Here is a 23,932-nt window from a genome sequence, read left to right as displayed (position 1 = left end):
GCTCCCGCTCGGCTGTGAAGCAGTCGTAAAATCGGTAATCGCAACCTGACTGTCAGACCGCGGTGACTTGTTTTGGGTCTGCTTCGCAGACCAGCGGGAGCAAGCTCCCTCGCCACAAAGGGTGGTCAACACCACAACACATGTTCCTCTGAGATAACACCCTTTGAGCATTCAACCCAGCACTTACTCCCCGGATACCGCCGTGCCGACCGACAAGCGCGTCTTCGGCGGTCGGGATCTGTTTTCCCTGTGGTTCTCCCTCGGCATCGGCCTGATGGTATTGCAGACCGGCGCGTTGCTCGCGCCGGGTCTGGGCCTGTCCGGTTCATTGCTGGCGATTTTTCTCGGCACGCTGGTCGGCGTGCTGTTGCTGGCCGCTGTCGGCGTGATCGGCAGTGACACCGGCCTGTCATCGATGGCCGCGCTCAAACTCAGCCTCGGTGCAAAGGGCGCGAGCCTTCCGGCGGTGCTGAACCTGCTGCAACTGATCGGTTGGGGTTCGTTCGAAATCATCGTGATGCGCGACGCCGCCAGCCTGCTCGGTGCCCGTGCATTCAGCGAGGGCAGCCTGTGGTCGAACCCGCTGCTATGGACGCTGTTCTTCGGTGCACTGGCGACTTTGCTGGCGGTCAGCGGTCCGCTGACCTTCGTGCGCAAGATCCTGCGCAAGTGGGGCATCTGGCTGTTGCTGGCCGCGTGCATCTGGCTGACCTGGAACCTGTTCGCCAAGGCCGACCTGGCGGCGTTGTGGGCGCAGGCCGGTGATGGTTCGATGCCGTTCGCCGTGGGCTTCGACATTGCGATCGCGATGCCGCTGTCCTGGCTGCCGCTGATTGCCGACTACTCGCGCTTCGGCAAGCGTGCGAAGAATGTGTTCGGCGGTACGGCGCTGGGTTTCTTTATCGGTAACTTCTGGCTGATGAGCCTGGGCGTGGCGTACACCCTGGCGTTCGCGCCGAGTGGTGAAGTGAATGCCTTGCTGCTGGCGCTGGCCGGTGCGGGCCTGGGGATTCCGTTGCTGCTGATTCTGTTGGATGAATCAGAAAATGCCTTTGCCGATATTCATTCGGCGGCGGTGTCCAGCGGGATTCTGCTGCGCTTGAAAGTCGAGCATCTGGCCTTGGCCATCGGCGTGATCTGCACACTGATCGCTTGCCTGGCGCCATTGGCCCAGTACCAGAATTTCCTGCTGTTGATCGGTTCGGTGTTTGCGCCGCTGTTCGGCGTGGTGCTGGTGGATCACTTCATCCTGCGCAAGCGCAGTGCCCGTGTGGCATCGGCTGCCTTGCGCTGGCCGGCGTTGCTCGCCTGGCTGGGCGGGGTGAGCACTTATCACTTGCTGGCCAATCTCTATCCGGACATCGGCGCAACCCTGCCGTCGCTGGTACTGGCAGGGCTGCTGCAACTGGTGCTTGGTCGAGCCTTCAGCTACGGCCGGGAAACAGCTCAGGCTTGAGAATGCCGTTCAGGCGTGGGTAGGGGATCTTCAGTTCGACGTGGCCCAATGCGTAAGGCGCAAGGGTGCTCACTTCGTACTTGAGGATCACCCCGCCGTACGTCAACGCTACGTTCTGGGTTTTCACGAAGGGCCAGCTCTTGACGAACTCTGGCTCCTGATCGAGTTTGGTGCTGATCAGCCAGCTGTTGTGCGCCACTTGGGCCGCTTTCCAGAACGCTTCTTCCTGCCCCGGGATCACCATATCCGACAGCGTCAGCACTTTATGCTGCTGACGCGAGTAGTTGATGAAACCGCGGCCCGGCGTGCCATGCGCACCGCCGCTGTCCAGATAGCTGGACAATTCAATGATCACCAAGCCGTCATGCTGCTCACGTACCTTGGCTTGCAAGTAGCTGCTGTAGCGCGGCTCGGCACTGCTCAAAAATTGCTCGCGATACGCCGCCAGTGTCGGCGCTACAGGGGCGTCGGGTGAGGTGCGGGTCATTTGCAGCAAACGTTTTTCGATGATGCCGTCAAGCGCAGGCTCAGCCGGGAAGTGCAGCGTATCGATGTTCACCAGCGGGCAGTCAGGGTTGGCGCAACCCGGCTTCAGCTGTTCGGAAGCGTCGCGGGTGGTTTCCAGCGGCGCCCGGTAATTGGGCTGGAAAAGACTCTGGCACGCACCCAGGGTCAGGGCGATGGCGGCCACGGAGGCGATCTTGAAAAGCGACATGGGCGTCCTTAATGAAACAGGGGAAGGCGAAAAGTTACCCGCTTCGACTCTCAACGAGGCAGTCAGTTCGCCACTAAGCTAATTAGAGTTGGTTTCGCCCTCACCGTCTATCCCGCTGACTGTAAAGGGGCTGCATCAAACATCGCGGGCGCGTTAGGATGGCGCGAAGTCGAGGTTGCAAGTAACCAAAAGGAGYCTCGTAACGGATTTGCAGTAAACGAGGATTGACATGACTGATTTTGCCAACGCCATTCCGACCGCCGTTGATATCGTTCGGCGCGAAAAGTGCTACGAGGGCTTCTACAAGCTCGACCGCGTGCACTTGCGCCACGAATTGTTTGACGGTGGCATGAGTCGCGAGATCAATCGTGAAGTGTTCTTGCGCCACGATGCGGTGTGTGTGCTGCCTTATGATCCACAGCGCGACGAAGTGGTGCTGATCGAGCAGTTTCGCGTCGGCGCCATGGGCAAGACCGACAATCCGTGGCTGATCGAACTGGTCGCCGGTCTGATCGACAAGGATGAAATACCGGAAGAAGTTGCTCACCGCGAAGCGCAGGAGGAAGCTGGACTTGTATTCGGGGCGCTCTGGCCGATGACCAAATATTTTCCATCGCCGGGTGGCAGTAACGAGTTTGTGCACTTGTACCTGGGGCGTTGTGACAGTGCCGGGGTTGGCGGCCTGCATGGGCTGGAGGAAGAGGCTGAAGATATTCGCGTCACGGTCTGGGCTTTCGAAGACGCCCTGCAAGCCGTGCGTGACGGACGTATTGCCAACGCAGCGAGCATCATTGCCTTGCAGTGGTTGGCTTTGAACCGCGTGGAAGTGAGGGGGTTATGGTCGTAAACAAGCTGCGCGATCGCTATCGGGTTGATCTCGTGGGGCTGCAAGCTTCCTGCGAGGCCAACTACGCGCGCCTGATGCGACTGTTGCCGGACATGCGCAACGATCCGGCGGCCCGGCGCATTGCCGTGACCCAGGGTGACCAGATGCTGGGCGTGCTGGCCCTGGAAGTGCTGCAAGCCTGTCCATACACCACCACCCTGCAAGTGCGTCAGGAACACAGCCTGCCCTGGTTGCCGGTGCCGCAACTGGAAGTGCAGGTGTATCACGACGCGCGCATGGCTGAAGTTATCAGTGCCGAACATGCACGACGCTTTCGCGGCATCTATCCTTACCCGAACGCCGCGATGCATCAGCCGGACGAAAAGGCTCAACTCAATCTGTTCCTGGGGGAATGGCTGAGTCATTGCCTGGCTTGCGGACACGAGTACGCCGTTGTGCGCTAAGAGTGCTGTGTAGTTGTGAACTGCTTCCGGTTCACAGGTTTCCTCTTTTGATCGTCCCCCAGCATAATTGCGGCACTTTCCAATCCCGTGATCACGCCCTGGGAGAACGCCTTGCCGAGCGTATCCACTTTGACCACCGCCGATCCGGCGTTGCTGGTGCAACTCTCCGACAGTCATCTGTTTGCCGAGGCGGACGCGACGTTGCTGGGCATGAATACCCGCGACAGCCTGCAACAGGTGATTGAGTTGGTATTGAAGCAGCAACCGCAGATCGATCTGATGATTGCCACTGGCGATCTGTCCCAGGACGGGACGCTGGAGTCGTACCAGCTGTTTCGCGACCTGACCCGGCAGATCGATGCCCCGGCGCGCTGGATCCCCGGTAATCACGACGAGCCGCGGATCATGGCCGAGGCGGCGGTGCACAGTGCATTGCTGGAGTCGGTGGTGGACATCGGCAACTGGCGGGTGACGTTGCTCGATTCGGCGGTGCCGGGTTCAGTACCGGGGTATTTGCAGGATGAACAGTTGCAATTGCTCGTGCGCTCGTTGAGCGAGGCGCCGCAGCGGCATCATCTGGTGTGTTTCCATCATCATCCGGTGTCGATCGGGTGTGCGTGGATGGAGCCCATTGGATTGCGCAATCCAGAGGCGTTGTTCGCGGTGCTGGATCGATTTGCGCAGGTGCGTGCGGTGCTTTGGGGGCATGTTCATCAGGAGATTGATCAAGTGCGCAACGGTGTTCGCCTGATCGCATCGCCCTCGACCTGCATCCAGTTCGAGCCGGGCAGCGACGATTTCAAGGTGAGTGAGCAGGCGCCGGGGTATCGGTGGTTGCGGCTGTTGCCCGATGGTCAGCTTGAAACTGGCGTTGAGCGCGTCACCGGGTTCGATTTCCAGATTGATTACGGCTCCAACGGCTACTGATTTCTTTGTCATTTTCAAAGACCGAGGCGTGGCCATCGCGAGCTTTCCCGCGATGGCATTCRCTCAGGCGACATGAATCCCACGCATGTCCCCGATTCCCCCCGAGTCCCTGTAAACTCCGCCTTCTTTACCCGACGCACAGGGAGCTCAAATGTCTGGTTCGATCCTTTATATCCATGGTTTCAACAGCGCGCCGGCGTCGAAAAAGGCCTGTCAGTTGATGAATGTGATGGAGCGGCTGGGCTTGAGCGATCAGTTGCGTGTACCGGCCCTGCATCACCATCCCCGCGAGGCCATCGCTCAGCTGGAACAGGCGATTGTGGAGCTGGGGCGGCCACTGCTGGTCGGCAGCTCACTCGGCGGCTACTATGCGACTCACTTGGCCGAGCGCCATGGCTTGAAAGCCCTGTTGATCAACCCGGCCGTCAGCCCACACCGGATGTTCGACGGGTTTCTGGGGACGCAGAAAAACCTGTATACCGATGAGACCTGGGAAATGACCCACGACCACGTGACGGCCCTGGCCGAGCTGGAAGTGCCGGCGCCCCAGGATCCGCAGCGGTTTCAGGTATGGTTGCAAACTGGCGATGAAACACTGGACTATCGCCTCGCCCAGCAATATTACCGGGCCTGTGCCTTGCGCATTCAGGCCGGCGGCGACCATAGTTTCCAGGGTTTTGCCGCGCAACTGCCGGCAATATTGAGTTTTGCCGGCATCGGCGCAGATTTGTATCAGGCGATCGATTTCACAGCACTGTGATCATTGCCCCCTATTTTCACTGAACACTGRCGACGAGACCCCATGGCCACTCCCAGCGCTAGCTCTTATAACGCAGACGCCATCGAAGTCCTCTCGGGCCTCGACCCGGTGCGCAAACGCCCCGGCATGTACACCGACACCAGTCGGCCGAACCACCTCGCCCAGGAAGTCATCGACAACAGCGTCGACGAAGCCTTGGCCGGGCATGCGACGTCGGTGCAGGTCATCCTGCACGCCGATCACTCCCTGGAAGTCAGCGATGACGGCCGTGGCATGCCGGTGGACATTCACCCGGAAGAAGGTGTTTCGGGCGTCGAGCTGATCCTCACCAAACTCCATGCGGGCGGCAAGTTTTCCAACAAGAACTACCAGTTCTCCGGCGGTTTGCACGGGGTGGGTATTTCCGTGGTCAATGCCTTGTCGACCGAAGTCCRGGTGCGTGTCAAACGCGACGGCAACGAATACCAGATGACCTTCGCCGACGGTTACAAGAAAACCGAGCTGGAAGTAGTCGGCACCGTCGGCAAGCGCAATACCGGCACCAGCGTGTTCTTCGCACCGGACCCGAAGTATTTCGATTCACCGAAATTCTCCATCAGCCGCCTCAAGCACGTGCTCAAGRCCAAGGCCGTTCTGTGCCCGGGGTTGCTGGTCAGTTTTGAAGACAAGGCCACCGGCGAGAAAGTCGAATGGCATTACGAAGACGGCCTGCGCTCCTACCTGGTAGACGCCGTCAGCGAATTCGAACGCCTGCCGGACGAGCCGTTCTGCGGCAGCCTGGCCGGTAACAAGGAAGCCGTCGATTGGGCGTTGCTGTGGTTGCCCGAGGGTGGCGACAGCGTTCAGGAAAGCTACGTCAACCTGATCCCGACAGCCCAGGGCGGTACTCACGTCAACGGTCTGCGTCAGGGCTTGCTCGACGCCATGCGCGAGTTCTGCGAGTTCCGCAGCCTGTTGCCGCGTGGTGTGAAGCTGGCGCCGGAAGACGTCTGGGAGCGTATCGCGTTCGTGCTGTCGATGAAGATGCAGGAACCGCAATTCTCCGGCCAGACCAAGGAGCGCCTGTCATCCCGTGAAGCGGCCGCCTTCGTTTCCGGCGTGGTCAAGGATGCTTTCAGCCTGTGGCTCAACGCCAACCCGGAAACCGGCATGTTGCTGGCCGAGCTGGCGATCAACAACGCCGGCCGTCGTCTGAAGGCCAGCAAGAAGGTCGAGCGCAAACGCATTACCCAAGGGCCGGCATTGCCGGGCAAGCTCGCCGACTGCGCCGGGCAGGACCCGATGCGTTCCGAGCTGTTCCTGGTGGAAGGTGACTCCGCAGGCGGTTCGGCCAAGCAAGCGCGGGACAAAGAATTTCAGGCGATCCTGCCGTTGCGCGGCAAGATCCTGAACACCTGGGAAGTCGACGGCAGCGAAGTGCTGGCCAGCCAGGAGGTGCACAACATCGCCGTGGCGATTGGTGTCGACCCGGGCGCGGCGGACATGAGCCAGTTGCGTTACGGCAAGATCTGCATCCTCGCCGACGCCGACTCCGACGGTCTGCACATCGCCACCTTGCTCTGCGCCTTGTTCGTCCAGCAKTTCCGCCCACTGGTGGAGGCTGGTCACGTCTACGTCGCGATGCCGCCGCTGTACCGTATCGACCTGGGCAAAGAAATCTACTACGCCCTCGACGAGGCCGAGCGCGACGGCATCCTCGATCGCCTGGTGGCCGAGAAGAAACGCGGCAAGCCGCAGGTCACCCGATTCAAGGGCCTGGGTGAAATGAACCCGCCACAGTTGCGCGAAACCACCATGGACCCTAACACGCGGCGTCTGGTGCAACTGACGCTGGGTGAAGATTTCGCCGAGACCTCGGAAATGATGGACATGCTGCTGGCGAAAAAACGCGCGGGCGATCGCAAGACCTGGCTGGAATCCAAAGGCAACTTGGCCGAGGTTCTGGGCTGATGCGCTTTGGCTGGGCCCTGGCGTGTGCGTTGCTGCTGACTTCGGTGACGATTTGCGCGGAACCCGCGCCAGAGCTGCGCCTGTTGTCCGAACATGCCGTCGACGGCATGCGCGGCGGCAATCTGTCGGGGCTGGCCCAGTGTGGCAAGGAGCTGTGGACCGTTTCGGATCGCGACGATGATCAAATCTATCGCCTCGACACCCGCAACCCCACCTGGCAAGCCGAAACCGTGCACATTGACGTACCCCTGGTGCCCGACACCGGTTTGCCTTGGGGCTTGCGTGCGCGGACTTGGGCGGCATCGTTCGTGCGGGGCGGGGATCTGGATTTCGAAGGCATCACCTGTGACAGCGCGGGCAATCGTTATATCGTCAGCGAAGGCCACGCCGCGGTGTTGCAAGTACCGCCAACCGGGCCTGCGTCCTGGCTGAAAATCTCGCCGATGCTGGTGCGCGAAGCGCGGGCGAGCGGCATGTTGTTGCACTTCAATGCGTTGTTCGAAGGCCTGGCGATCAATCCGGCCGGTGACACGCTGTGGCTGGCCGCCGAACGTGAGCGCCGCGGTTTGTTGCTGATCAAGCGCCAGCAAACAGTGTGGGACTGCGACGGTAGCTGTGTGCTGCTGAGTGAAGGCGGGGTGGAAATGCAGCCAGCGCAATTTCCCCACGCCAGAGCGCGCCCTCGGGATTTTTCTGATCTGTCATTGTTCGACGGCAAGCTGTTTACCCTTGAGCGCAACGCCTTTCAGATCTGTCGCCGTGATGCGGTGACGACCAAGGTCGAGCGCTGCTGGTCGTTTGCTGCCGAGGCCTTGCAGGAAAACCGTCGTTATTCACAGCCCTTTGGGCTGGCGGAAGCGTTGATCGTGGACGTCGACGGTGCCTGGATCGGTATCGACAACAACTACGGTGCGCGCGCCGACGGTGAAGTACGGCCGATTGTGTGGCGCTTTGCCGCGCCTGAAGGTGGCTGGAGTGCCAAGCCATGAGTCAGCAACCGCCGGGCAAACGCGCCGGTCGGGTGTTGATGGTGCTGGCCTGGGGCGCCGCGCTGTTTCTGGCAACGCGGTTCTTCGGTCAATGGGAGGAGCGTCAACAGAATCCCAACACCGTCGTCAGCTCTGAGCAGGGCCAGGGTTTTATCGAGGTGAAGCTGATCGGTAACAGCCAGGGGCATTTTGTCGCCACCGGCCAGATCAACGGCCAGCCCGTGGAGTTCATGCTCGATACCGGCGCAACCGATGTGTCGATCCCGGCCGAAATGGCTGAACGATTGAAACTGGAAAAAGGCTTCGGGGTGACCCTGAGCACGGCCAATGGCTTGAGTGAGGGTTATCGGACCCGCCTCGACCGGCTGCAACTGGGCGCCATCGTGCTGCGTGACGTTCGCGCGCTGGTGGCGCCCGGTTTGCACGGCAATCAAGTGCTGCTCGGCATGAGCGCACTGAACAAACTTGAATTTACCCAGCGCGGTGGCACCATGCTGCTGCGCCAGACCACGAAATAATGAGGCCCGCATGAGCGACTCCCTTGATCTCAGCCTGGACGGTGTAGAACGCCGGTCACTGGCTGACTTCACCGAAAATGCCTACCTCAACTACTCCATGTACGTGATCATGGACCGTGCCTTGCCGCATATCGGCGACGGCCTGAAACCGGTACAGCGACGCATCGTCTATGCGATGAGCGAGTTGGGGCTGGACGCCGATTCCAAGCACAAGAAGTCGGCGCGTACCGTCGGTGACGTGCTCGGTAAATTCCACCCCCACGGCGACTCGGCGTGCTACGAAGCCATGGTGCTGATGGCCCAGCCGTTCAGCTACCGCTACACGCTGGTCGACGGCCAGGGTAACTGGGGTGCGCCGGATGATCCCAAGTCCTTCGCGGCCATGCGTTACACCGAAGCGCGGCTGTCGCGTTATTCCGAAGTGCTGCTCAGCGAACTGGGCCAGGGCACGGCGGACTGGGGCCCGAACTTCGACGGCACCCTGGAAGAACCTCTGGTGTTGCCGGCCCGTTTGCCGAACATCCTGCTCAACGGCACCACCGGTATCGCCGTGGGCATGGCCACCGACGTCCCGCCGCATAACCTGCGCGAAGTCGCGACCGCTTGCGTGCGCTTGCTGGATGAACCGAAAGCCACGGTCGAGCAGCTCTGCGAACACATTCAGGGGCCGGATTATCCGACCGAAGCGGAAATCATCACGCCGCGCGCCGACCTGCTGAAAATCTACGAAACCGGTCGCGGTTCGGTGCGCATGCGCGCTGTTTACCACGTCGAAGACGGCGACATCGTCGTGACGGCGCTGCCGCACCAGGTCTCTGGTGCCAAAGTGCTGGAGCAGATTGCCGCGATGATGCAGGCCAAACCGTCGAAAGCCCCGCAGATCGCGGACTTGCGCGACGAGTCGGACCACGAGAACCCTTGTCGCATCGTGATTATTCCGGTCAACAGCCGGGTCGATCACGAAGCGCTGATGCAGCACCTGTTCGCGACCACCGAGCTGGAATCCAGCTACCGGGTCAACATCAATATCATTGGCCTCGACGGCAAGCCGCAGCTCAAGAACCTGCGTGCATTGCTGGTGGAATGGCTGGAATTCCGCGTGCGGACCGTGCGTCGACGCCTGCAATTCCGTCTGGACAAGGTCGAGCGTCGCCTGCACCTGTTGGACGGCTTGCTGATTGCCTACCTCAACCTGGATGAAGTGATCCACATCATCCGTACCGAGGAGCATCCGAAGGCCAGTCTGATCGAGCGTTTCGCCCTGAGCGAGATCCAGGCCGATTACATTCTCGACACCCGTTTGCGTCAGTTGGCGCGACTGGAAGAAATGAAGCTGCGTGCCGAGCAGGACGAACTGCTCAAGGAGCAGGCCAAGCTGCAAGCCCTGCTGGGCAGCGAAGCCAAGCTGAAGAAACTGGTACGCAGCGAGCTGATCAAAGACGCCGAAACCTATGGCGACGACCGTCGTTCGCCAATCGTCGAGCGCGCCGAAGCCAAAGCGATGACCGAGCACGATCTGCTGCCGAACGAGAAAGTGACGGTCGTGTTGTCGGAAAAAGGCTGGGTTCGCTCCGCCAAAGGTCACGACATCGATGCTACCGGGCTGTCCTACAAGGCCGGGGATGGCTTCAAGACCTCGGCGGCCGGGCGTTCCAACCAGTTTGCGGTGTTTATCGACTCCACCGGCCGCAGTTATTCGGTTGCATCCCACACACTGCCGTCGGCCCGTGGCCAGGGTGAACCGCTGACCGGCCGTCTGACGCCGCCACCAGGGGCGAGCTTCGAATGCGTGCTGATGCCTGAAGACGATGCGCTGTACGTGATCGCATCCGACGCCGGTTACGGTTTCGTGGTCAAGGGCGAAGACCTGCAAGCCAAGAACAAGGCGGGCAAGGCCCTGTTGAGCCTGCCGAACAACGCCAAGGTCATCCTGCCGCGTCCAGTGGCCGACCGTGAACACAACTGGCTGGCCTCGGTGACCACCGAGGGTCGCCTGCTGATCTTCAAAATCAGCGATCTGCCACAATTAGGTAAAGGTAAAGGGAATAAGATCATCGGGATTCCCGGTGAGCGTGTTGCCAGTCGCGAAGAATATGTCACGGACATCGCTGTTTTGCCGGAGGGCGCCACTTTGGTGCTGCAGGCCGGCAAACGTACCTTGTCACTGAAGGCGGACGACCTTGAACACTATAAAGGTGAGCGTGGGCGTCGCGGTAACAAACTGCCACGGGGCTTCCAGAGGGTGGATGCGCTGTTCGTCGAAAACCTCAATTAAGCGTCCTAGAGCGCTCGATCTACGATTTGACGCGTAGATCGACGCTTTGGCGCTGGAGTCGGAACGCATATTCACGGATGATATGGCCTTTCAAGCGCCGGCGTAGCCGAGTGTTCTTCATATTTTTTGAGTATTTTCACTGTGGTGAGCCTTGTGGCAGCCACCTGGATGGGACGATGACTGCTCTGCGCCTTCCTTTTATTTTGATGCTCGCTGGCGTTCTTGGCCTGGCGGGTTGCAGCGTGCACCAGCCGGTGTCGCTGTATCAGCTGGACAGCGGAAGTCCGGCTCAGCCTGCGCAAAGCGCGGGCATGGCGGTATTGTTGGGCCCGGTAACGGTTGCTGATTACCTGCAACGCGAAACCTTGTTGCAGCGTCAGCCGGATGGCAGCCTTCAAGCATCGGCCGACGGTCGTTGGGCGGGCAGCCTGTCGTCGGACATCGATCAGCTGTTGCTGCGTCAGGTCGCTGGTCATCTGGACAGCCAACGCGTTGTCCTGGCACCTGCGACAGTGGGCTTCACGCCGGATGTTCAGGTTCTGCTGACCATCACCCGTCTGGACTCGGGTGTGTCGCAACCGGCGATCCTGGACGCGCAATGGCGCCTGATCGATCGTCGTGGTCAGGTGCGTGATAACCGTATCGTTCATCTGCAGGAGCAGCACTCCGGCGGCACGGCGTCCCAGGTTCAGGCCCAGGGTGTGTTGCTGCAGCGTCTGGCCGAGCAACTGTCCACAGCGCTCAAGCCACTGGCCAACCAGCCACCGATCGCTGAAGCACCGCGTAAACCAGCTGCCAAACCGGCAGCACCGGCAGCAGAGCCCGAGAAACAGCCAAAGATCCCGATGGCCTCGCCGATTCGTACGGATATGGAAGTGTTCAGGTTCTGAGCCTGGATTGAGTCCAGAACAAAGCCCGCCTTGTGCGGGCTTTGTTGTTTTTGCGGGTTGGTTGTAGCAGCTGCGGAGCCTGCGAGGCTGCGTTCGAGGAAGAAGTCCTCGCAGACCTTGTTGGTGCGTTTTGCCTGACCGTGCCCATCGCCTGATTTTACGACTGCTGTGCAGCCGAACGCAGCCTCGCAGGCTCGGCAGCTGCTACAAGAGTTAAGGGACAACAAAAAGCCCGCAGACGATCACTCATCTGCGGGCTTCTCTATAGCGGGCACAAGGTTACGGGTTATGCCCGGCGTTCGTGCATCCGCGCCAGTTGCCGCTCCAGCATCGATGGATAAGGCTCCATCAGGCGTTCTACGCAGCACGCCCCCTCAGGGCTTGCAATCGGGCGGATCCGCGCACGCTGGCGAATCAGCGCGTCATCGCTGATCTTGCGCTCCACCAGCAGCAGGTTGCGGCTGTGTTGCGACAGGGCCAGCGCATCCTGAGCGGTTTCGGTCAGCAGCAGGTCGATCTGGCTCAAGCTGAACAGTTCGTCGCCCAGTGTCAGGCCCAACTGCAATTGCAGGGTGATGCCGCTGTCGGCGACTTCGATCTGCAATTGATGGCCCAGGGCGCGCAGCAGCTCACCGCAGCAGATGGCGTTGGTCAGGTAGTCATCGCCGCTGTCTTCGGTGTGGAACAGCATCAGTGTGCTGCCATCGTTCAGGGTGTGCAGTTCGCTCTGGTAGAGCGACGCCGCCTGATCGAGGCAATCGCGGTAGCGTTTGAGCAGCTCTTCCAGACGTGCGCGGGGCAGGCGACGCAGTTGATCCTGCGCGCCCAGTTGTACCGCCAGTACCGCGCTGTGTTGAGGTACGTTCGATACCTGCGGCTTTGCGATGGATTTCGGCGCATTGTCTGTCGAGTCGTCACGCAGGTCGGCAAACGGATCTTCGTCGTCCTCGTCGTCTTCGACCGTGCTGACAATGCGCCGCGGCGCAGGCTTGAGACCTGCCACCGGTCGGGTTTCATCGAAGCTCGGATCACGCAGGTTGCGAACTTCGAAGGCCGGATCGGCCTCTTCGTCGTCATCGCTGTCGTCGAACTCGGGCTCTGGAACGGGCTCGGGTTCGGCCGGCTCCGGCGCGAAATTGGCGTGCAGCTGACGAGCCAGATCGCCGACTTCATCCTGACGCTCGGTGGCCGGGGTGTATTCGTCGATATTGCGCAGCCACACGCGCAATTGCAGCAGCGGCGTGGAGATATTGCGGCCCAGGCGCAGGCTCAAGGCCAGGGACAGCGCCAGCAGAATCGCGCTCAGAATGCCCATGCTTTGCAGGCTGATGGTCATCGGCTGCTGGAACTGATCCATGTCCAGGCTGATGCGCAGTTGCCCGGCGGTCACGTCCTGGAAGGTGATCTTGCTCTGGTACATGCCTTCGGCTTCGCCCAGCAGGCCGTGCTTGGGACGCTGACCGGCTTCGGCGAGGATGCGGTTATCCACGCTGTAGATGGCAGCGTGGGCCACCAGCTTGTTCTTGGTCAGGTTGTTGAGCAGCACATTCAGGCTGAGGATGTCGTTGGACACCAACAGCTCCGTGGCCGACGTAGCCGTCTGGGTAGTCAGGCTTTCGCCCAGGGCATCCGCCTGCTCGTGCATGGCCTGCTTGAACTGCAAACCCATCACACAGGCATAGATCACCAGGGCCAGAGCGACCAGGATCACGTTATGGCTGGCAATGCGTAATGCGATCGGTACACGGCGATGACGCAGTGCCCGGAAGATCAGCAGAAAGAAGTTGTCGGTTTTTACTGGCGTGGGCCGGTTCACTTGAGCTCGGCTCTTTGTCCGTGAAGTTGACGCGCAGTATAGCGACAGGCCCTAGGCCGTCAAAGCGCTCGCGGTGCCCGATGGTCACTGAAAATGGGTAGAATGCGGTTTTTTTCCACCTGCGGGGGTGCGCCTTGCGCGAAATCGTCCTGATAAACATCACGGGAGTCGACCGTCCGGGTCTGACTGCGGCCATAACCGGCGTTCTGGCCCAGGGTGGTGTGAACATTCTCGACATCGGTCAGGCGGTGATCCACGACACCCTGTCGTTCGGCATCCTGGTTGAAATTCCTGCCACCGAGCAAGGCAACTCGGTGCTCAAAGACATCCTGTTCAAAGGCTATGAGCTTGAGCAACAAGTGCGTTTCACGCCGGTGTCCGAAGAGGATTACCAGCAGTGGGTCGGCAACCAGGGCAAGAAACGCCACATCGTCACCCTGTTGACCCGCAAAGTGACCGCCGAGCAGTTGCAGCGTGTGAGTTCGATCACCGCCAAATACGGTCTGAACATCGACCATATCGACCGTCTGTCCGGGCGCATGCCGCTGGACACCCCGGCCGACAAGGGCAAGGGTTGCATCGAGTTTTCCGTGCGTGGCGAAGCGGCTGACCCGCAAGCGCTGCGGGCTGAATTCCTCAGCGTTGCGCAAGAGCTGAACGTCGACATCGCCTTCCAGGAAGATTCGCTGTTCCGCCGTAACCGTCGTCTGGCGGTGTTCGACATGGACTCGACGCTGATTGAAGCCGAGGTCATCGACGAACTGGCCAAGGCCGCCGGCGTTGGCGACCAGGTGTCCGCGATTACTGAGCGGGCGATGGCCGGCGAGCTGGACTTCCGCGCCAGCTTCAAGGAGCGCCTGGCCTTGCTGCAAGGGCTGGACGTCAGCGTGCTGGACGCCATCGGTGCTTCCCTGCGCCTGACCGAAGGCGCCGAAACCCTGTTCGCCGAACTCAAGCGCCTGGGCTACAAGACCGCGATTCTGTCGGGCGGCTTCACCTACTTCGCCAAGCAACTGCAAGCCAAGCTGGGCATCGACTATGTGTTCGCCAACGAACTGGAAGTGGTCGACGGCAAGGTCACCGGCGTGGCGGTCGAGCCGATTGTCGATGCGCAGCGCAAGGCGGATTTGCTGCGTGAGCTGGCGCATAAAGAAGGTTTGCGTCTGGAGCAGACGATTGCCGTCGGTGACGGTGCCAACGACCTGCCGATGCTGGCGATTGCCGGGCTGGGCGTAGCGTTCCGCGCCAAACCATTGGTCAAACAATCGGCGAAGCAGGCGATTTCCACCCTTGGGCTGGATGGTGTGCTGTATCTGCTGGGTTTCCGGGATCGCGACGGGCAGCTCTGAGTTTTCGACCGTCCGGGCGAGCCCCATCACGAGCCTGCTCGCGATAGGGGCACCCTCTGGGACTCGCCGTTATAGCGACTTCCACAACGAATCAAACTCTTGCGCTACCCCGACCACGCCGCCTTCCGCGGCGTTTTCGTTTCTGGCTACCTCCAGCGAACGGTAGGCAAACTGATTGAAGCTGTTGGTGCTCGTCATCCGTCGCTCCAGCTCGGCCGGGCGTTCCTGGCCATTGGTGTTGATCAGCACCTTATTCCCTTCCTGGAACGGCAGGCGCGGGGTGAGCAGGGTGGCCGGCAAGTCGATGGCGCTGATGGCGGGCAGTAACAGCCCGCGCAAGTACTGGCTGTGCTCGTCGTCGGAGCGAATCAGTTGCAGGCCGCAGGGCTCGGCGTAAGGCGCAACCTGCTCGATACCCATCTGCGTGCCACCGCCCCGTACCTGGCGGATCCAGCGCACCACGGCAACGCTCCAGCCTTGACCGGCCGTATCCTCGATACCGACCATTTCGCCAGCCTGCAGTTCGGCAGGCACTGCGCCGGGCCAGGCCAGGCAATAACCGCCAGGGCTGTGATTGATCACCGGTAGCGCGTAGGTCGGGAAATGCTGTTGGCCGGACGCCTCGTGGTTGTCATGTTTCTGAAGGTGTGGATATTCGATCTCTTCGTAGGGCAGCAGCGTGTCTGCCGTGCCATGGGGGGCGGCGTCGAAGGCCTGTTTCCATTGGTCCTTGGCGCGTCCTGTCGGCTCGGTTGCCGAGAACTGCGCGGGACGGGCGCCGGTTTTTTTCAGGATGTCGTTGAACGGGCGTTTGCCACCGAGATAAAAGTGCAGGGCGCTCATGCCCACGCACAGGGTCAACGTGCCGTGGCCGACGGTGCGCTGGAAGCCGCGCTCGGAGGCCTGCCCCCAGGCGGCATGCAGGTGTTGCAGCGTATCCAGATTGAGGCCCATCGGAACCGGCAGCGGCGATGCCTTGTCGGCCGATTGTTGCAGATGGGTTTCGATGGCGGCGACCAAGGGCTGCGGGTCGATCCTCAACAAGCGCTCCTGGTGTTCGGCCGGGAACTTGGTGCGATAACGCGGGCCGCTGTCGAGGTCCGAGGCGACGGCAAACAGCCCGCTGTCCGGTTTGGCTGGTTGCAGTTTGATCCATTGGCTCCAGGGTTCCAGCACCTCGGCGAGCCGGGCGATCTGGTTCTGGCGCAGTTGATTGCAGCGTGAAGCGCCCAGCAGGAGGGCGACGACGTAGGTCTGCTCGATACTCAGGCTTTGCGTCTGGCTGGCCAGTTCATCGCGCACGCTCTGATGTTGCAGCTGATGTTCGCAGCCGATCCGGTACAGCTGATGCAGTTCCAGCCACAGCCCTTCGGGCGCCGGGCAATAGAGCTCAGTTGCGCGGATCAACGTACCGTTCAAGCAATGGACGGCACGTTGCAATGACTGGGTCAGCAGCGGCGCACGGTCTTTACTGAAGCGCGGTGCGATGCGGACGACGATCTGCTTGTAGCCGATCGCCAAGTGGCTCTGCAGCGCCTGGCAAAGGTTGGCGATTTTGCGCGAACGCTCGTCGAGCACAATGGCCTGATGCAGGAAATGCCGCTCCAGGTGCTTGCAGACGTAATACACCTCGGGCCGCAGCAATTCGAGCAATTGCAGGCGATTGTCGCTGGGTGTGAGCAACTGGTTGAGTTCGCTCAGGCCTTGATACAACTGGCGAGCGGTTTCACCGATGTTGGCTTTGGGCAGGTTGGCGATCCAGCGCTTGAGGTCGCGTGGCGTGGCTTCGCAGAAAGACAGGCGCGACTGCGTCGGGATCGGTGCGCGTAGCAGCAGGGCAGGATTGGTCTCATTCATGCCGTGGACAAACTCCGACCGTGAAATGGGCAACGAATGACTTTGACTGTAGCAGCTATGAACGCTGGAGGAGGGGGCGCAGCGGGAGGAAATGCCCGATCCCACGAAAGGCGTTCGTGGGATCGGATCGAGGGATCAGGAGGTTGGCAGGCCGATGCCCTGGCCCATCTGCACTGGCGAAAGGGCGCCCAGCCCTTCAGTCCATTTCACTTGATCCGGCCCGAACAGCACGACCGCCGTAGAACCGAGCTTGAAACGACCCAGTTCCGCACCTTTTTCCAAGTGAATCGGCGCACGGGCCGCTTCGTCGTAGCGGAAGGTTTTCAGCTCGCGTTTTGGCGGTGTGACCAAGCCAGCCCAAACGGTTTCGATCGACGCCACAATCATCGCGCCCACCAGTACCACGGCCATCGGGCCGCGTTCAGTGTCGAAAATGCACGCTACACGCTCGTTGCGGGCGAACAGTTCCGGAACGTTTTCAGCGGTGGTCTGGTTGACCGAGAAGATGCGGCCGGGGATGTAGACCATCTCGCGCAGGGTGCCGGCCAGCGGCATGTGCACACGGTGGTAGTCTTTCGGCGACAGATAAATGGTGGCGAAATCGCCGCCCATGAAGGGCGCTGCGTTGGCTGCGTCGCCACCCAGCAGTTCCAGTACGCTGAAGCTGTGGCCCTTGGCCTGGAAAACGCGACCGTGTTCGATCGGGCCGAGCTGGCTGACGGCACCGTCGGCCGGGCTGAGGATCGCGCCCGGGGTTTGATCCAGCGGGCGAGCGCCGTCTTTCAAGGCGCGGGTGAAGAACGCATTGAAGTGCTCGTAAGCGGTCAGGTCTTCGACCAGCGCCTGGGACATGTCCACTTGATAACGCTTGGCGAACCAGGCGGTAAAGGCATTCTTGAACCAGCGCACGCGGCATTCGGCAATGCAGCCGGCCAGTCGCGAGAGCAAGTGATGGGGCAGCAGGTATTGGCTGAGGATAAACAAACGCTTATTCATTAACTGTCCTTGAAAAACTTAAATCTCTACGGGCGTGTCAGGGTGGTTGCCCCATTCGCCCCAGGAGCCGGCGTAGCCTTTGACCCGCGGATAACCGAGCGCCTTGGCCACCAGATAGGTGAAGCCAGAACGATGGTGTGTCTGGCAGTGGGTAATGACTTCTTTGTCTTTGGTAATGCCGAGTTGTTCCAGGATTTTCGGCATGTCGGTGCGGATGCGCAGGTTGCGCGCCTGATCCATGCCGGCGGTCCATTCGAAATTGACCGCGCCGGGGATGTGCCCGCCCTTGGCCGCCAACACTTTCTCGCCGGAGTATTCCTGCGGGCCGCGTGCGTCCCAGATCGCCAGGTCAGCGGCGCCGAGGCGGCTTTGCAGGTATTCGCGGGTGGCGACAGGTTCGTCGTGCAGGGTCAGGGCGACCGGGCCGCCGACTGCCGGCGGGATCTGGATCGACATGGGCAAGCCTTCCGCCAGCCAGGCCGGCAGGCCGCCGTCGACATAGTGATATTTGCTGTGGCCGATGACATCCAGCAGCCAGATAAAGCGCCCGGCCCAACCGCCGCCTTCGTCGTCATAGACGACATAGACTGCATCGGGGTTGTGCCCCAGTTCGCCGAACAATGCTTCAAGCGCGGCGTGGGTCGGCAACAGACCAGGCGCAGGTGCCTGCCCCAGCTGAGTGCGTTTTGGATCGACAAAGCGTGCACCGGGGATATGCCCTTCGGCATAGCGGGCGCTGCTGGTCAGGTCCACCAGAATCAGTTCGCGGGAGTCGAGACGCGGGAGCAGGTCGCTCGGTTCGATCACCAGCGCCAAGCCAGAGAAGTCAGACATGTGAGGTCTCCAGAGCACAAAGGGGAGGATTGTAGCGCAGCGTCATGAGGGCCTGTTATCAGTTATTTTGGGGCAGGAAATAACTGATAACAGGCCCTAGCGGTGGCTAAAGCTGTGCAGGGCCTTTTCGATGCATTGAGCGGTTTTGCCGAACGCTTGCACGGTGATTTCCGAGAACGGTCCGCCGCCCTGATCCGCTACCACGATCATGATCACCCGGCCGTTATTGACCAGTGAGCGCAGCAGCAGGTGTTCGCCGCTGAACTGTGAGCGCAGGCTGGCTGGCAGCAGGGCCGAGAATTGTGCGTTGTTGGCCGGCGTCAGGCGCACCTGGGCCTGTTGCGCGAGCAGGCGTTGCAGCACGGTGCTCTGACTGACCACCAGGTTCAGGCCGGCCACTTCCTTGGGCAGCCCGGCGGTCTGGTGCACACGCAAATTGGCGTGCGTGCGATCGGCCATCAGAATCATCACCCGGCGCATGCCACACGCCACCAGGGCGTCCCGGGCCGATGTGGTCAAGTGCATGGCATTGGTAAAGCGGCTCGGCTCCACCAGCAATTCGGCGCATTGCTTGCGCCACTTCGCCAGGTCTTCGGTGGTCGGTGCCGGTGCGGGCAACAAACCGGCATGCACGCGGTGCGCACCCGGTGGCCAGATCAGCGATTCGGCCGCGTGCCAGAGGTCCGGCATAGCGTGTTGACGAGCGCTGTTGGCGGCCTGCTGGTGCATTTGTTGTTGCACCTCATCCATCGGCATTTGCAGGTAAAGACTGGTCAGGTACTGCCAGCGCTCGCAGTGGGGGCTGTCCCAGGCCTGTTGTGCCGCCAACGCCAGACCGTTGGCCAGCAGCACGGTATTGGCAGGCTGATTGAGCCAGCGGCGTAACGTCGGGTCGTCATCAAGGCGGTTCTGTTGGCGCAATGGGTGGTCGCTGTCGCGCGCGATGCGCAGGACTTTCACCAGCTCACGTTGTTCGCTGCGCAGCAGCCGATAACCTTGCTGTACCCAGATCGGCAGGCGCCAGACGTCCACCAGTGCCAGACAGATGTCCAGCAGGCGCACGCCGAACAATTGCTTTTCGACTTTGCGTGCCGACTCGCCTTTATGGATAACCCGCAGCTCCCATTCTTCAAGCAACTGCGGGTGGGTCAGCGCCATGGGCCAGAGTGGCGAAAGAAACAGCAGGCTGCCCCAGTGGATGTCCTGCCACAGTCGCGCCAGGCGACTGGCGAAAAAGCCGTTGGCCTGTTGAGTGGCGTGCTGGCTGATCAGTTGAAGCTGGCGCAGGGCGACGGGGATTTGCAATTGGGGTTCGGCGGGCAGGCGGTCGAGCAGTTCTTCGGTGCGTTTCAAACCGAGGCGATTGATCGCCACCTCAAGGTTTTCAGCAGGCTCGGTCATGCTGCCATGGGTGTGACGGTTGGCTTCGCGAATCACGCTCAAGGCCAGGGCCGGGCTTTCCTGCATCAGTTCGGCGATGTCGCGCAGGGAACTGCGGTTATCGCGGATGGCTTTGCAGACCCGGTCGTGGCTGGCTTGCGGAACCGGCAGGCGCACGCCATCGAGAAGCTTGACCCAGCCTTCAAGCGTGGTTGGTTTTGGCGTTGGGACGTTCGTTTCGTTAGCCATGTCTGGACGCGATCATCGTCTGCTTTACCTATGCCCTGAACGGGTCAAATTAGCTTTTCGCCTTAACTGGCTATAGTCTGGCGCAGTTTTGCCGATAAGTAGAAGAAGAGATTTTTTAACTTCCGAATATGACCTTGAACCCGACTCAGTAAGTGCTCTCCTACCTATGGCTAAAATTATCGGCATCATCGTCGTATTCGCGAGCGTGCTCGGCGGATACGTGCTTTCCCACGGCAAGATTGCCGCTCTCATCCAGCCTTTCGAGGTGATGATTATCGGTGGCGCGGCCCTTGGCGCCTTCCTGCAGGCCAACCCCGGCCACATGACAATGCACGTGCTCAAGAAGTCCTTGGGCATGTTCAGCTCGCGTTTCAACCACACCTTCTACCTGGAAGTGCTGGGGCTGATTTACGAGATCCTCAACAAGAGCCGTCGCGAAGGCATGATGGCGATCGAAGGCGACATCGAAGATGCCGCCGCGAGCCCGATCTTCGCCAAGTACCCGGCGGTGCTCAAAGACGAACGCATGACCGCGTTCATCTGCGATTACCTGCGCATCATGTCCTCCGGCAACATGGCTCCCCATGAGCTGGAAGGCCTGTTCGACATGGAACTCTACAGCCTCAAGGAAGACCTCGAGCACCCGTCCCACGCGGTGAACGGCATCGCCGACGCCATGCCCGGTTTCGGTATCGTCGCGGCGGTATTGGGGATCGTGGTGACCATGGCATCCCTGGGCGAAGGCGACCAGAAGTCCATCGGTCTGCACGTGGGTSCGGCACTGGTCGGTACCTTCTTCGGTATTCTCGCGGCCTACGGTTTCTTTGGTCCGCTGGCCCACTCCCTGGCTCACGATGCCAAGGAAGAACTGAACACCTACGAAGCCATCAAGGCTTCGCTGGTGGCTTCGGCTTCCGGGATGCCGCCGTCGCTGGCGGTGGAGTTCGGTCGCAAGGTTCTGTACCCGGCGCACCGTCCTAGCTTCGCTGAGCTGGAACAAGCGGTTCGCGGTCGTTAAGTCATGGAAAATAACCAGCCGATAATCATCAAGCGCGTCAAGCGCATCGCCGGAGGGCATCACGGGGGCGCCTGGAAAATCGCCTTCGCGGACTTCGCGACGGCGATGATGGCGTTCTTCCTGGTGTTGTGGCTGCTGTCCACCGCGACGCCTGAACAGAAGATCGCCATCGCCGGTTACTTCAAGGACCCGGTCGGGTTTTCCGAAAGCGGTACACCGTACATCATCGACCTGGGCGGCACGCCGACCCTGGCGCCGGAGAACACCCTCAACCCGGAGGTGAAATCTCAGCCGCAGCCAGACAAGGTGACCATCGACGCCGAGCAGGTTGAAGGCATGGCCGAGCAGGTCGAGAAGGAACGCCTGGAGTTGTTGCTGCAAGAGTTGCAGAACAAGGTCAATGAAAACCCGCAATTGCAGAAATTCAAGGACCAGATCCTCTTCGAGATCACCCAGGACGGTTTGCGCATCCAGATCATGGACGCCGAAAACCGCCCGATGTTCGACTCTGGCAGTGCGCGTCTGAAGCCGTACTTCGAAGACATTCTGCTGGCCATGGCCGACACCATCAAAGCGGTGCCGAACAAGATCAGCATCAGCGGCCACACCGATGCCAAGCCGTACTCGGGCACCGGCGATTTCGGTAACTGGGAACTCTCGGCCAATCGCGCCAACGCGGCTCGTCGTGCATTGGTCGCCGGCAGTTATCCGGATGCCCAGGTCGCGCGAGTCGTCGGTTATGCCTCGTCGGCGCTGTTCGACAGGGAGAACCCGTTCAATCCGGTCAATCGCCGGATCGACATCGTGGTGCTGACCAAGAAAGCCCAGCGCGCCATCGAAGGTGAACAAGGTGCCGAACCGGCGCCAGCGCCGACGCAAGGGCAGGGTGGCCCGGGCGAAGTGCATGCGCCGCCAGCCGATCCGAACGCATTGCCGGCGGATAAGGAACCGCTGCCGGCACACGAACTTCGTGAGCGTTTGAATCTGTTTGATAATCCGGCGCCGAAGCCGGGCGAACCGCCCAAACCCGCTGTACCGCCCAAGCAATAACCTGCAGAAAAGCCACCATGAGTGGCTTTTCTGTTTCTGGCTGCGTCACTGCAGCGTCGCACTGACTCGACTCACTGCAAGTTTGTTTTCGGAATCATGGAAGATCAGTAATGGAAAGACTCAAGTCCTATTTTCAGCAGCATGGCAATGCACCCTTCAAGTTTGGTGAAGGGCGGGTCAGTGGCTACATCTCAGCCACGCTCGGGCTATTGAGCCTGCTGGCGGTATTGTGCTTTCTCTTTCCCGAATGGCTGACCACCGCCGAACTGCGCAAGGTGTACGACGAACAGTTTGCGCGCACCACGCTATTGCTTGGGCTGGTACTGTCTTTCAGCCTGGGCACCCTGAATATCCTGCTCAACAAGCGAAAGCGCTTGGGGATTACCGGACTTGTCGCCTCGGGGCTGGCGGTGTTTCTCGGCGGCACCAATGTGCAKATCAGCTCGATTGGGCAGACACCGTACTCGCTGGGGCTGGACTGGTTCGTCCTGGCTCTGCTGGTGTCGGCCATCGTCTTTATCCCCCTGGAAAAACTCTATTCCAAGGACCCTGAGCAAAACATTCTGCGTCCGCACTGGCGAACTGACCTGACCTACTTTTTTGTCAGTCATATGCTGGTGCAGTTCATCCTGATTTTCATCACTGCCTCGTCGAGCTTTATGGCTGGCTGGGCCGTGTCGGCGGATTTGCAGGCCAGCGTACAAAGCCTGCCGATCGTTGTGCAGTTCTTGCTGGCGGTATTGGTGGCTGACCTCGGTCAGTACTGGCTGCATCGGCTGTATCACGTCGTGCCATGGTTATGGCGCATGCATGCCGTACATCACTCAAGCACGCACATGGATTGGCTCGCCGGTTCGCGTGTCCACTTCATCGAGATTCTGCTCACCCGTACCGGCGTGCTGGTGCCTTTGATGCTGCTGGGTTTTGCGCCCCAGGCGTTGAACGCCTACGTGATTCTGGTCGGGGTGCAGGCAGTGCTGGCCCACGCCAATGTACGGATCAACGGCGGCTGGCTGAATTATGTGCTGGTCCTGCCGCGCTATCACCATTGGCATCATGCCCGGCACAAGGATTACATCTACAAGAACTATGCGATCCATACGCCGCTGGTGGATATGCTGTTTGGCACCTTCAAGTTGCCACCCAAGGAGTGGCCGACGCGCTACGGGGTTTTTGGCAAGGACTTGCCGGGCGGTATCCTGCGCCAGCACTTGTACCCGTTCCAGAAGCCTGGCCTGAAGAGCGTCGAGCCGAAACCGCCGGCAGCGGTTTCCTGAGGCCAAAAAAAGCCGCGATGATCGCGGCTTTTTTGTCTCTGCTGCTTCGTCCTGAATAAGGTTTACACCTTCTGGCTTCTTATCAGGAAGTCGTTATGGACAATCACTCCTTGCCACAGCTTCAACGGCAAAACCGCTGGATTGGATGCCGCTAATCATTTTCGTGGCGTCACGAAAATGATCGGCAAAGGCGGGCAGCGACTGTCGATCTGGAACTCGAATAAGACAGCAACGAACGGAAGGTGGATTGATTAACCGCGCGATGGGCTGGCGGTGCCGGCGGTAAAAATCAAGGAGTGAGGCTTGTTCGGAGAATGATGTAGGACAGTTCCGAGG

The 23,932-nt window shown here is 60.5% G+C and carries 21 protein-coding genes; 14 read left to right on the top strand and 7 right to left on the bottom strand.

The annotated features are described in order from the left end of the window. Positions 1–163 precede the first annotated feature (163 nt). A complete protein-coding gene (gene cytX, locus AC1DLB_RS01210) occupies positions 164–1,456 on the top strand; it encodes a putative hydroxymethylpyrimidine transporter CytX (RefSeq protein WP_064616000.1) in 1,293 nt (430 codons plus the stop codon). Here the strand turns inward: cytX and AC1DLB_RS01205 are convergent. Next, positions 1,425–2,171 (bottom strand): RsiV family protein, encoded by a 747-nt coding sequence (locus AC1DLB_RS01205; RefSeq protein ID WP_064616001.1) that lies wholly within the window; start codon positions 2,169–2,171, stop codon positions 1,425–1,427. The two genes, cytX and AC1DLB_RS01205, sit on opposite strands and share 32 nt — an antisense overlap. 229 nt (positions 2,172–2,400) lie before the next feature. Between AC1DLB_RS01205 and AC1DLB_RS01200 the strand changes: the two genes are divergently transcribed. The 9 genes from AC1DLB_RS01200 to AC1DLB_RS01160 all read left to right on the top strand — a co-directional run bounded on the left by AC1DLB_RS01200 (position 2,401) and on the right by AC1DLB_RS01160 (position 11,770). After that, positions 2,401–3,018, top strand: coding sequence for an NUDIX domain-containing protein (locus tag AC1DLB_RS01200; protein ID WP_007939630.1), 618 nt, complete (start codon positions 2,401–2,403; stop codon positions 3,016–3,018). Next, complete coding sequence (locus AC1DLB_RS01195) at positions 3,009–3,461, top strand: DUF1249 domain-containing protein (protein WP_007939629.1); 453 nt, start codon at positions 3,009–3,011, stop codon at positions 3,459–3,461. The genes AC1DLB_RS01200 and AC1DLB_RS01195 overlap by 10 nt, the downstream gene beginning before the upstream one ends. Positions 3,462–3,572: 111 nt before the next feature. Then, the gene (gene cpdA / locus AC1DLB_RS01190; protein ID WP_026286607.1) at positions 3,573–4,388 is read left to right on the top strand and encodes a 3',5'-cyclic-AMP phosphodiesterase; all 816 of its coding nucleotides are present in this window, start codon (positions 3,573–3,575) and stop codon (positions 4,386–4,388) included. 151 nt (positions 4,389–4,539) lie between these two features. Further along, complete coding sequence (locus tag AC1DLB_RS01185) at positions 4,540–5,148, top strand: YqiA/YcfP family alpha/beta fold hydrolase (RefSeq protein ID WP_018928525.1); 609 nt, start codon at positions 4,540–4,542, stop codon at positions 5,146–5,148. A gap of 42 nt (positions 5,149–5,190) precedes the next feature. Then, positions 5,191–7,098 (top strand): DNA topoisomerase IV subunit B, encoded by a 1,908-nt coding sequence (gene parE, locus AC1DLB_RS01180; protein ID WP_477784503.1) that lies wholly within the window; start codon positions 5,191–5,193, stop codon positions 7,096–7,098. Further along, positions 7,098–8,087, top strand: a complete 990-nt coding sequence (locus AC1DLB_RS01175; RefSeq protein ID WP_064616003.1) for an esterase-like activity of phytase family protein — start codon at positions 7,098–7,100, stop codon at positions 8,085–8,087. Before parE ends, AC1DLB_RS01175 begins: the two co-directional genes overlap by 1 nt. Then, the gene (locus tag AC1DLB_RS01170) at positions 8,084–8,605 is read left to right on the top strand and encodes a retropepsin-like aspartic protease family protein (RefSeq protein ID WP_018928522.1); all 522 of its coding nucleotides are present in this window, start codon (positions 8,084–8,086) and stop codon (positions 8,603–8,605) included. Before AC1DLB_RS01175 ends, AC1DLB_RS01170 begins: the two co-directional genes overlap by 4 nt. A gap of 10 nt (positions 8,606–8,615) precedes the next feature. Beyond that, the gene (parC, locus tag AC1DLB_RS01165) at positions 8,616–10,880 is read left to right on the top strand and encodes a DNA topoisomerase IV subunit A (protein ID WP_064616004.1); all 2,265 of its coding nucleotides are present in this window, start codon (positions 8,616–8,618) and stop codon (positions 10,878–10,880) included. 176 nt (positions 10,881–11,056) lie between these two features. Continuing rightward, positions 11,057–11,770 carry a PqiC family protein gene (locus tag AC1DLB_RS01160; RefSeq protein ID WP_018928520.1) on the top strand — a complete coding sequence of 238 codons (714 nt, stop codon included), beginning with the start codon at positions 11,057–11,059 and terminating at the stop codon, positions 11,768–11,770. A 286-nt stretch (positions 11,771–12,056) separates the two neighbouring features. On the opposite strand, the gene AC1DLB_RS01155 is transcribed toward AC1DLB_RS01160, so the two are convergent. Further along, positions 12,057–13,586: an AhpA/YtjB family protein gene (locus AC1DLB_RS01155; RefSeq protein ID WP_477744210.1), complete on the bottom strand. Its 1,530-nt coding sequence runs from the start codon at positions 13,584–13,586 to the stop codon at positions 12,057–12,059. Between the two features lie 134 nt (positions 13,587–13,720). Here AC1DLB_RS01155 and serB point away from each other — a divergent pair, with 134 nt between their 5' ends. Continuing rightward, complete coding sequence (gene serB, locus AC1DLB_RS01150; protein ID WP_477744209.1) at positions 13,721–14,935, top strand: phosphoserine phosphatase SerB; 1,215 nt, start codon at positions 13,721–13,723, stop codon at positions 14,933–14,935. A gap of 69 nt (positions 14,936–15,004) precedes the next feature. Here the strand turns inward: serB and AC1DLB_RS01145 are convergent, their stop codons facing one another. The 4 genes from AC1DLB_RS01145 to AC1DLB_RS01130 form a co-directional block, all read right to left on the bottom strand. Continuing rightward, positions 15,005–16,792 carry a molecular chaperone gene (locus AC1DLB_RS01145; RefSeq protein WP_477744208.1) on the bottom strand — a complete coding sequence of 596 codons (1,788 nt, stop codon included), beginning with the start codon at positions 16,790–16,792 and terminating at the stop codon, positions 15,005–15,007. Between the two features lie 135 nt (positions 16,793–16,927). After that, positions 16,928–17,788, bottom strand: coding sequence for an archaetidylserine decarboxylase (asd, locus tag AC1DLB_RS01140; RefSeq protein WP_086944086.1), 861 nt, complete (start codon positions 17,786–17,788; stop codon positions 16,928–16,930). A gap of 18 nt (positions 17,789–17,806) precedes the next feature. Next, positions 17,807–18,622 (bottom strand): thiosulfate sulfurtransferase, encoded by an 816-nt coding sequence (gene rhdA, locus AC1DLB_RS01135; protein ID WP_019582192.1) that lies wholly within the window; start codon positions 18,620–18,622, stop codon positions 17,807–17,809. Positions 18,623–18,718: 96 nt separating this feature from the next. Further along, complete coding sequence (locus AC1DLB_RS01130; RefSeq protein ID WP_477744207.1) at positions 18,719–20,251, bottom strand: HDOD domain-containing protein; 1,533 nt, start codon at positions 20,249–20,251, stop codon at positions 18,719–18,721. Between the two features lie 166 nt (positions 20,252–20,417). Between AC1DLB_RS01130 and motA the strand changes: the two genes are divergently transcribed. The 3 genes from motA to AC1DLB_RS01115 all read left to right on the top strand — a co-directional run bounded on the left by motA (position 20,418) and on the right by AC1DLB_RS01115 (position 23,596). Next, entirely contained in the window at positions 20,418–21,269 is an 852-nt protein-coding gene (gene motA, locus AC1DLB_RS01125) for a flagellar motor stator protein MotA (protein ID WP_477784502.1), read from the top strand. A gap of 3 nt (positions 21,270–21,272) precedes the next feature. After that, the gene (gene motB, locus AC1DLB_RS01120) at positions 21,273–22,319 is read left to right on the top strand and encodes a flagellar motor protein MotB (RefSeq protein ID WP_018928514.1); all 1,047 of its coding nucleotides are present in this window, start codon (positions 21,273–21,275) and stop codon (positions 22,317–22,319) included. Positions 22,320–22,429: 110 nt separating this feature from the next. Further along, positions 22,430–23,596 (top strand): sterol desaturase family protein, encoded by a 1,167-nt coding sequence (locus AC1DLB_RS01115; protein ID WP_477784501.1) that lies wholly within the window; start codon positions 22,430–22,432, stop codon positions 23,594–23,596. 93 nt (positions 23,597–23,689) lie between these two features. On the opposite strand, the gene AC1DLB_RS01110 is transcribed toward AC1DLB_RS01115, so the two are convergent. Beyond that, on the bottom strand, positions 23,690–23,932 hold a 243-nt coding region (locus AC1DLB_RS01110; RefSeq protein WP_477784500.1), incomplete at its 5' end, for a hypothetical protein.

This window comes from Pseudomonas sp. 05N434 (assembly GCF_056396965.1).
Note: the sequence above shows the minus strand (reverse complement) of the source record. Positions and strands in the feature narration are given on the sequence as shown.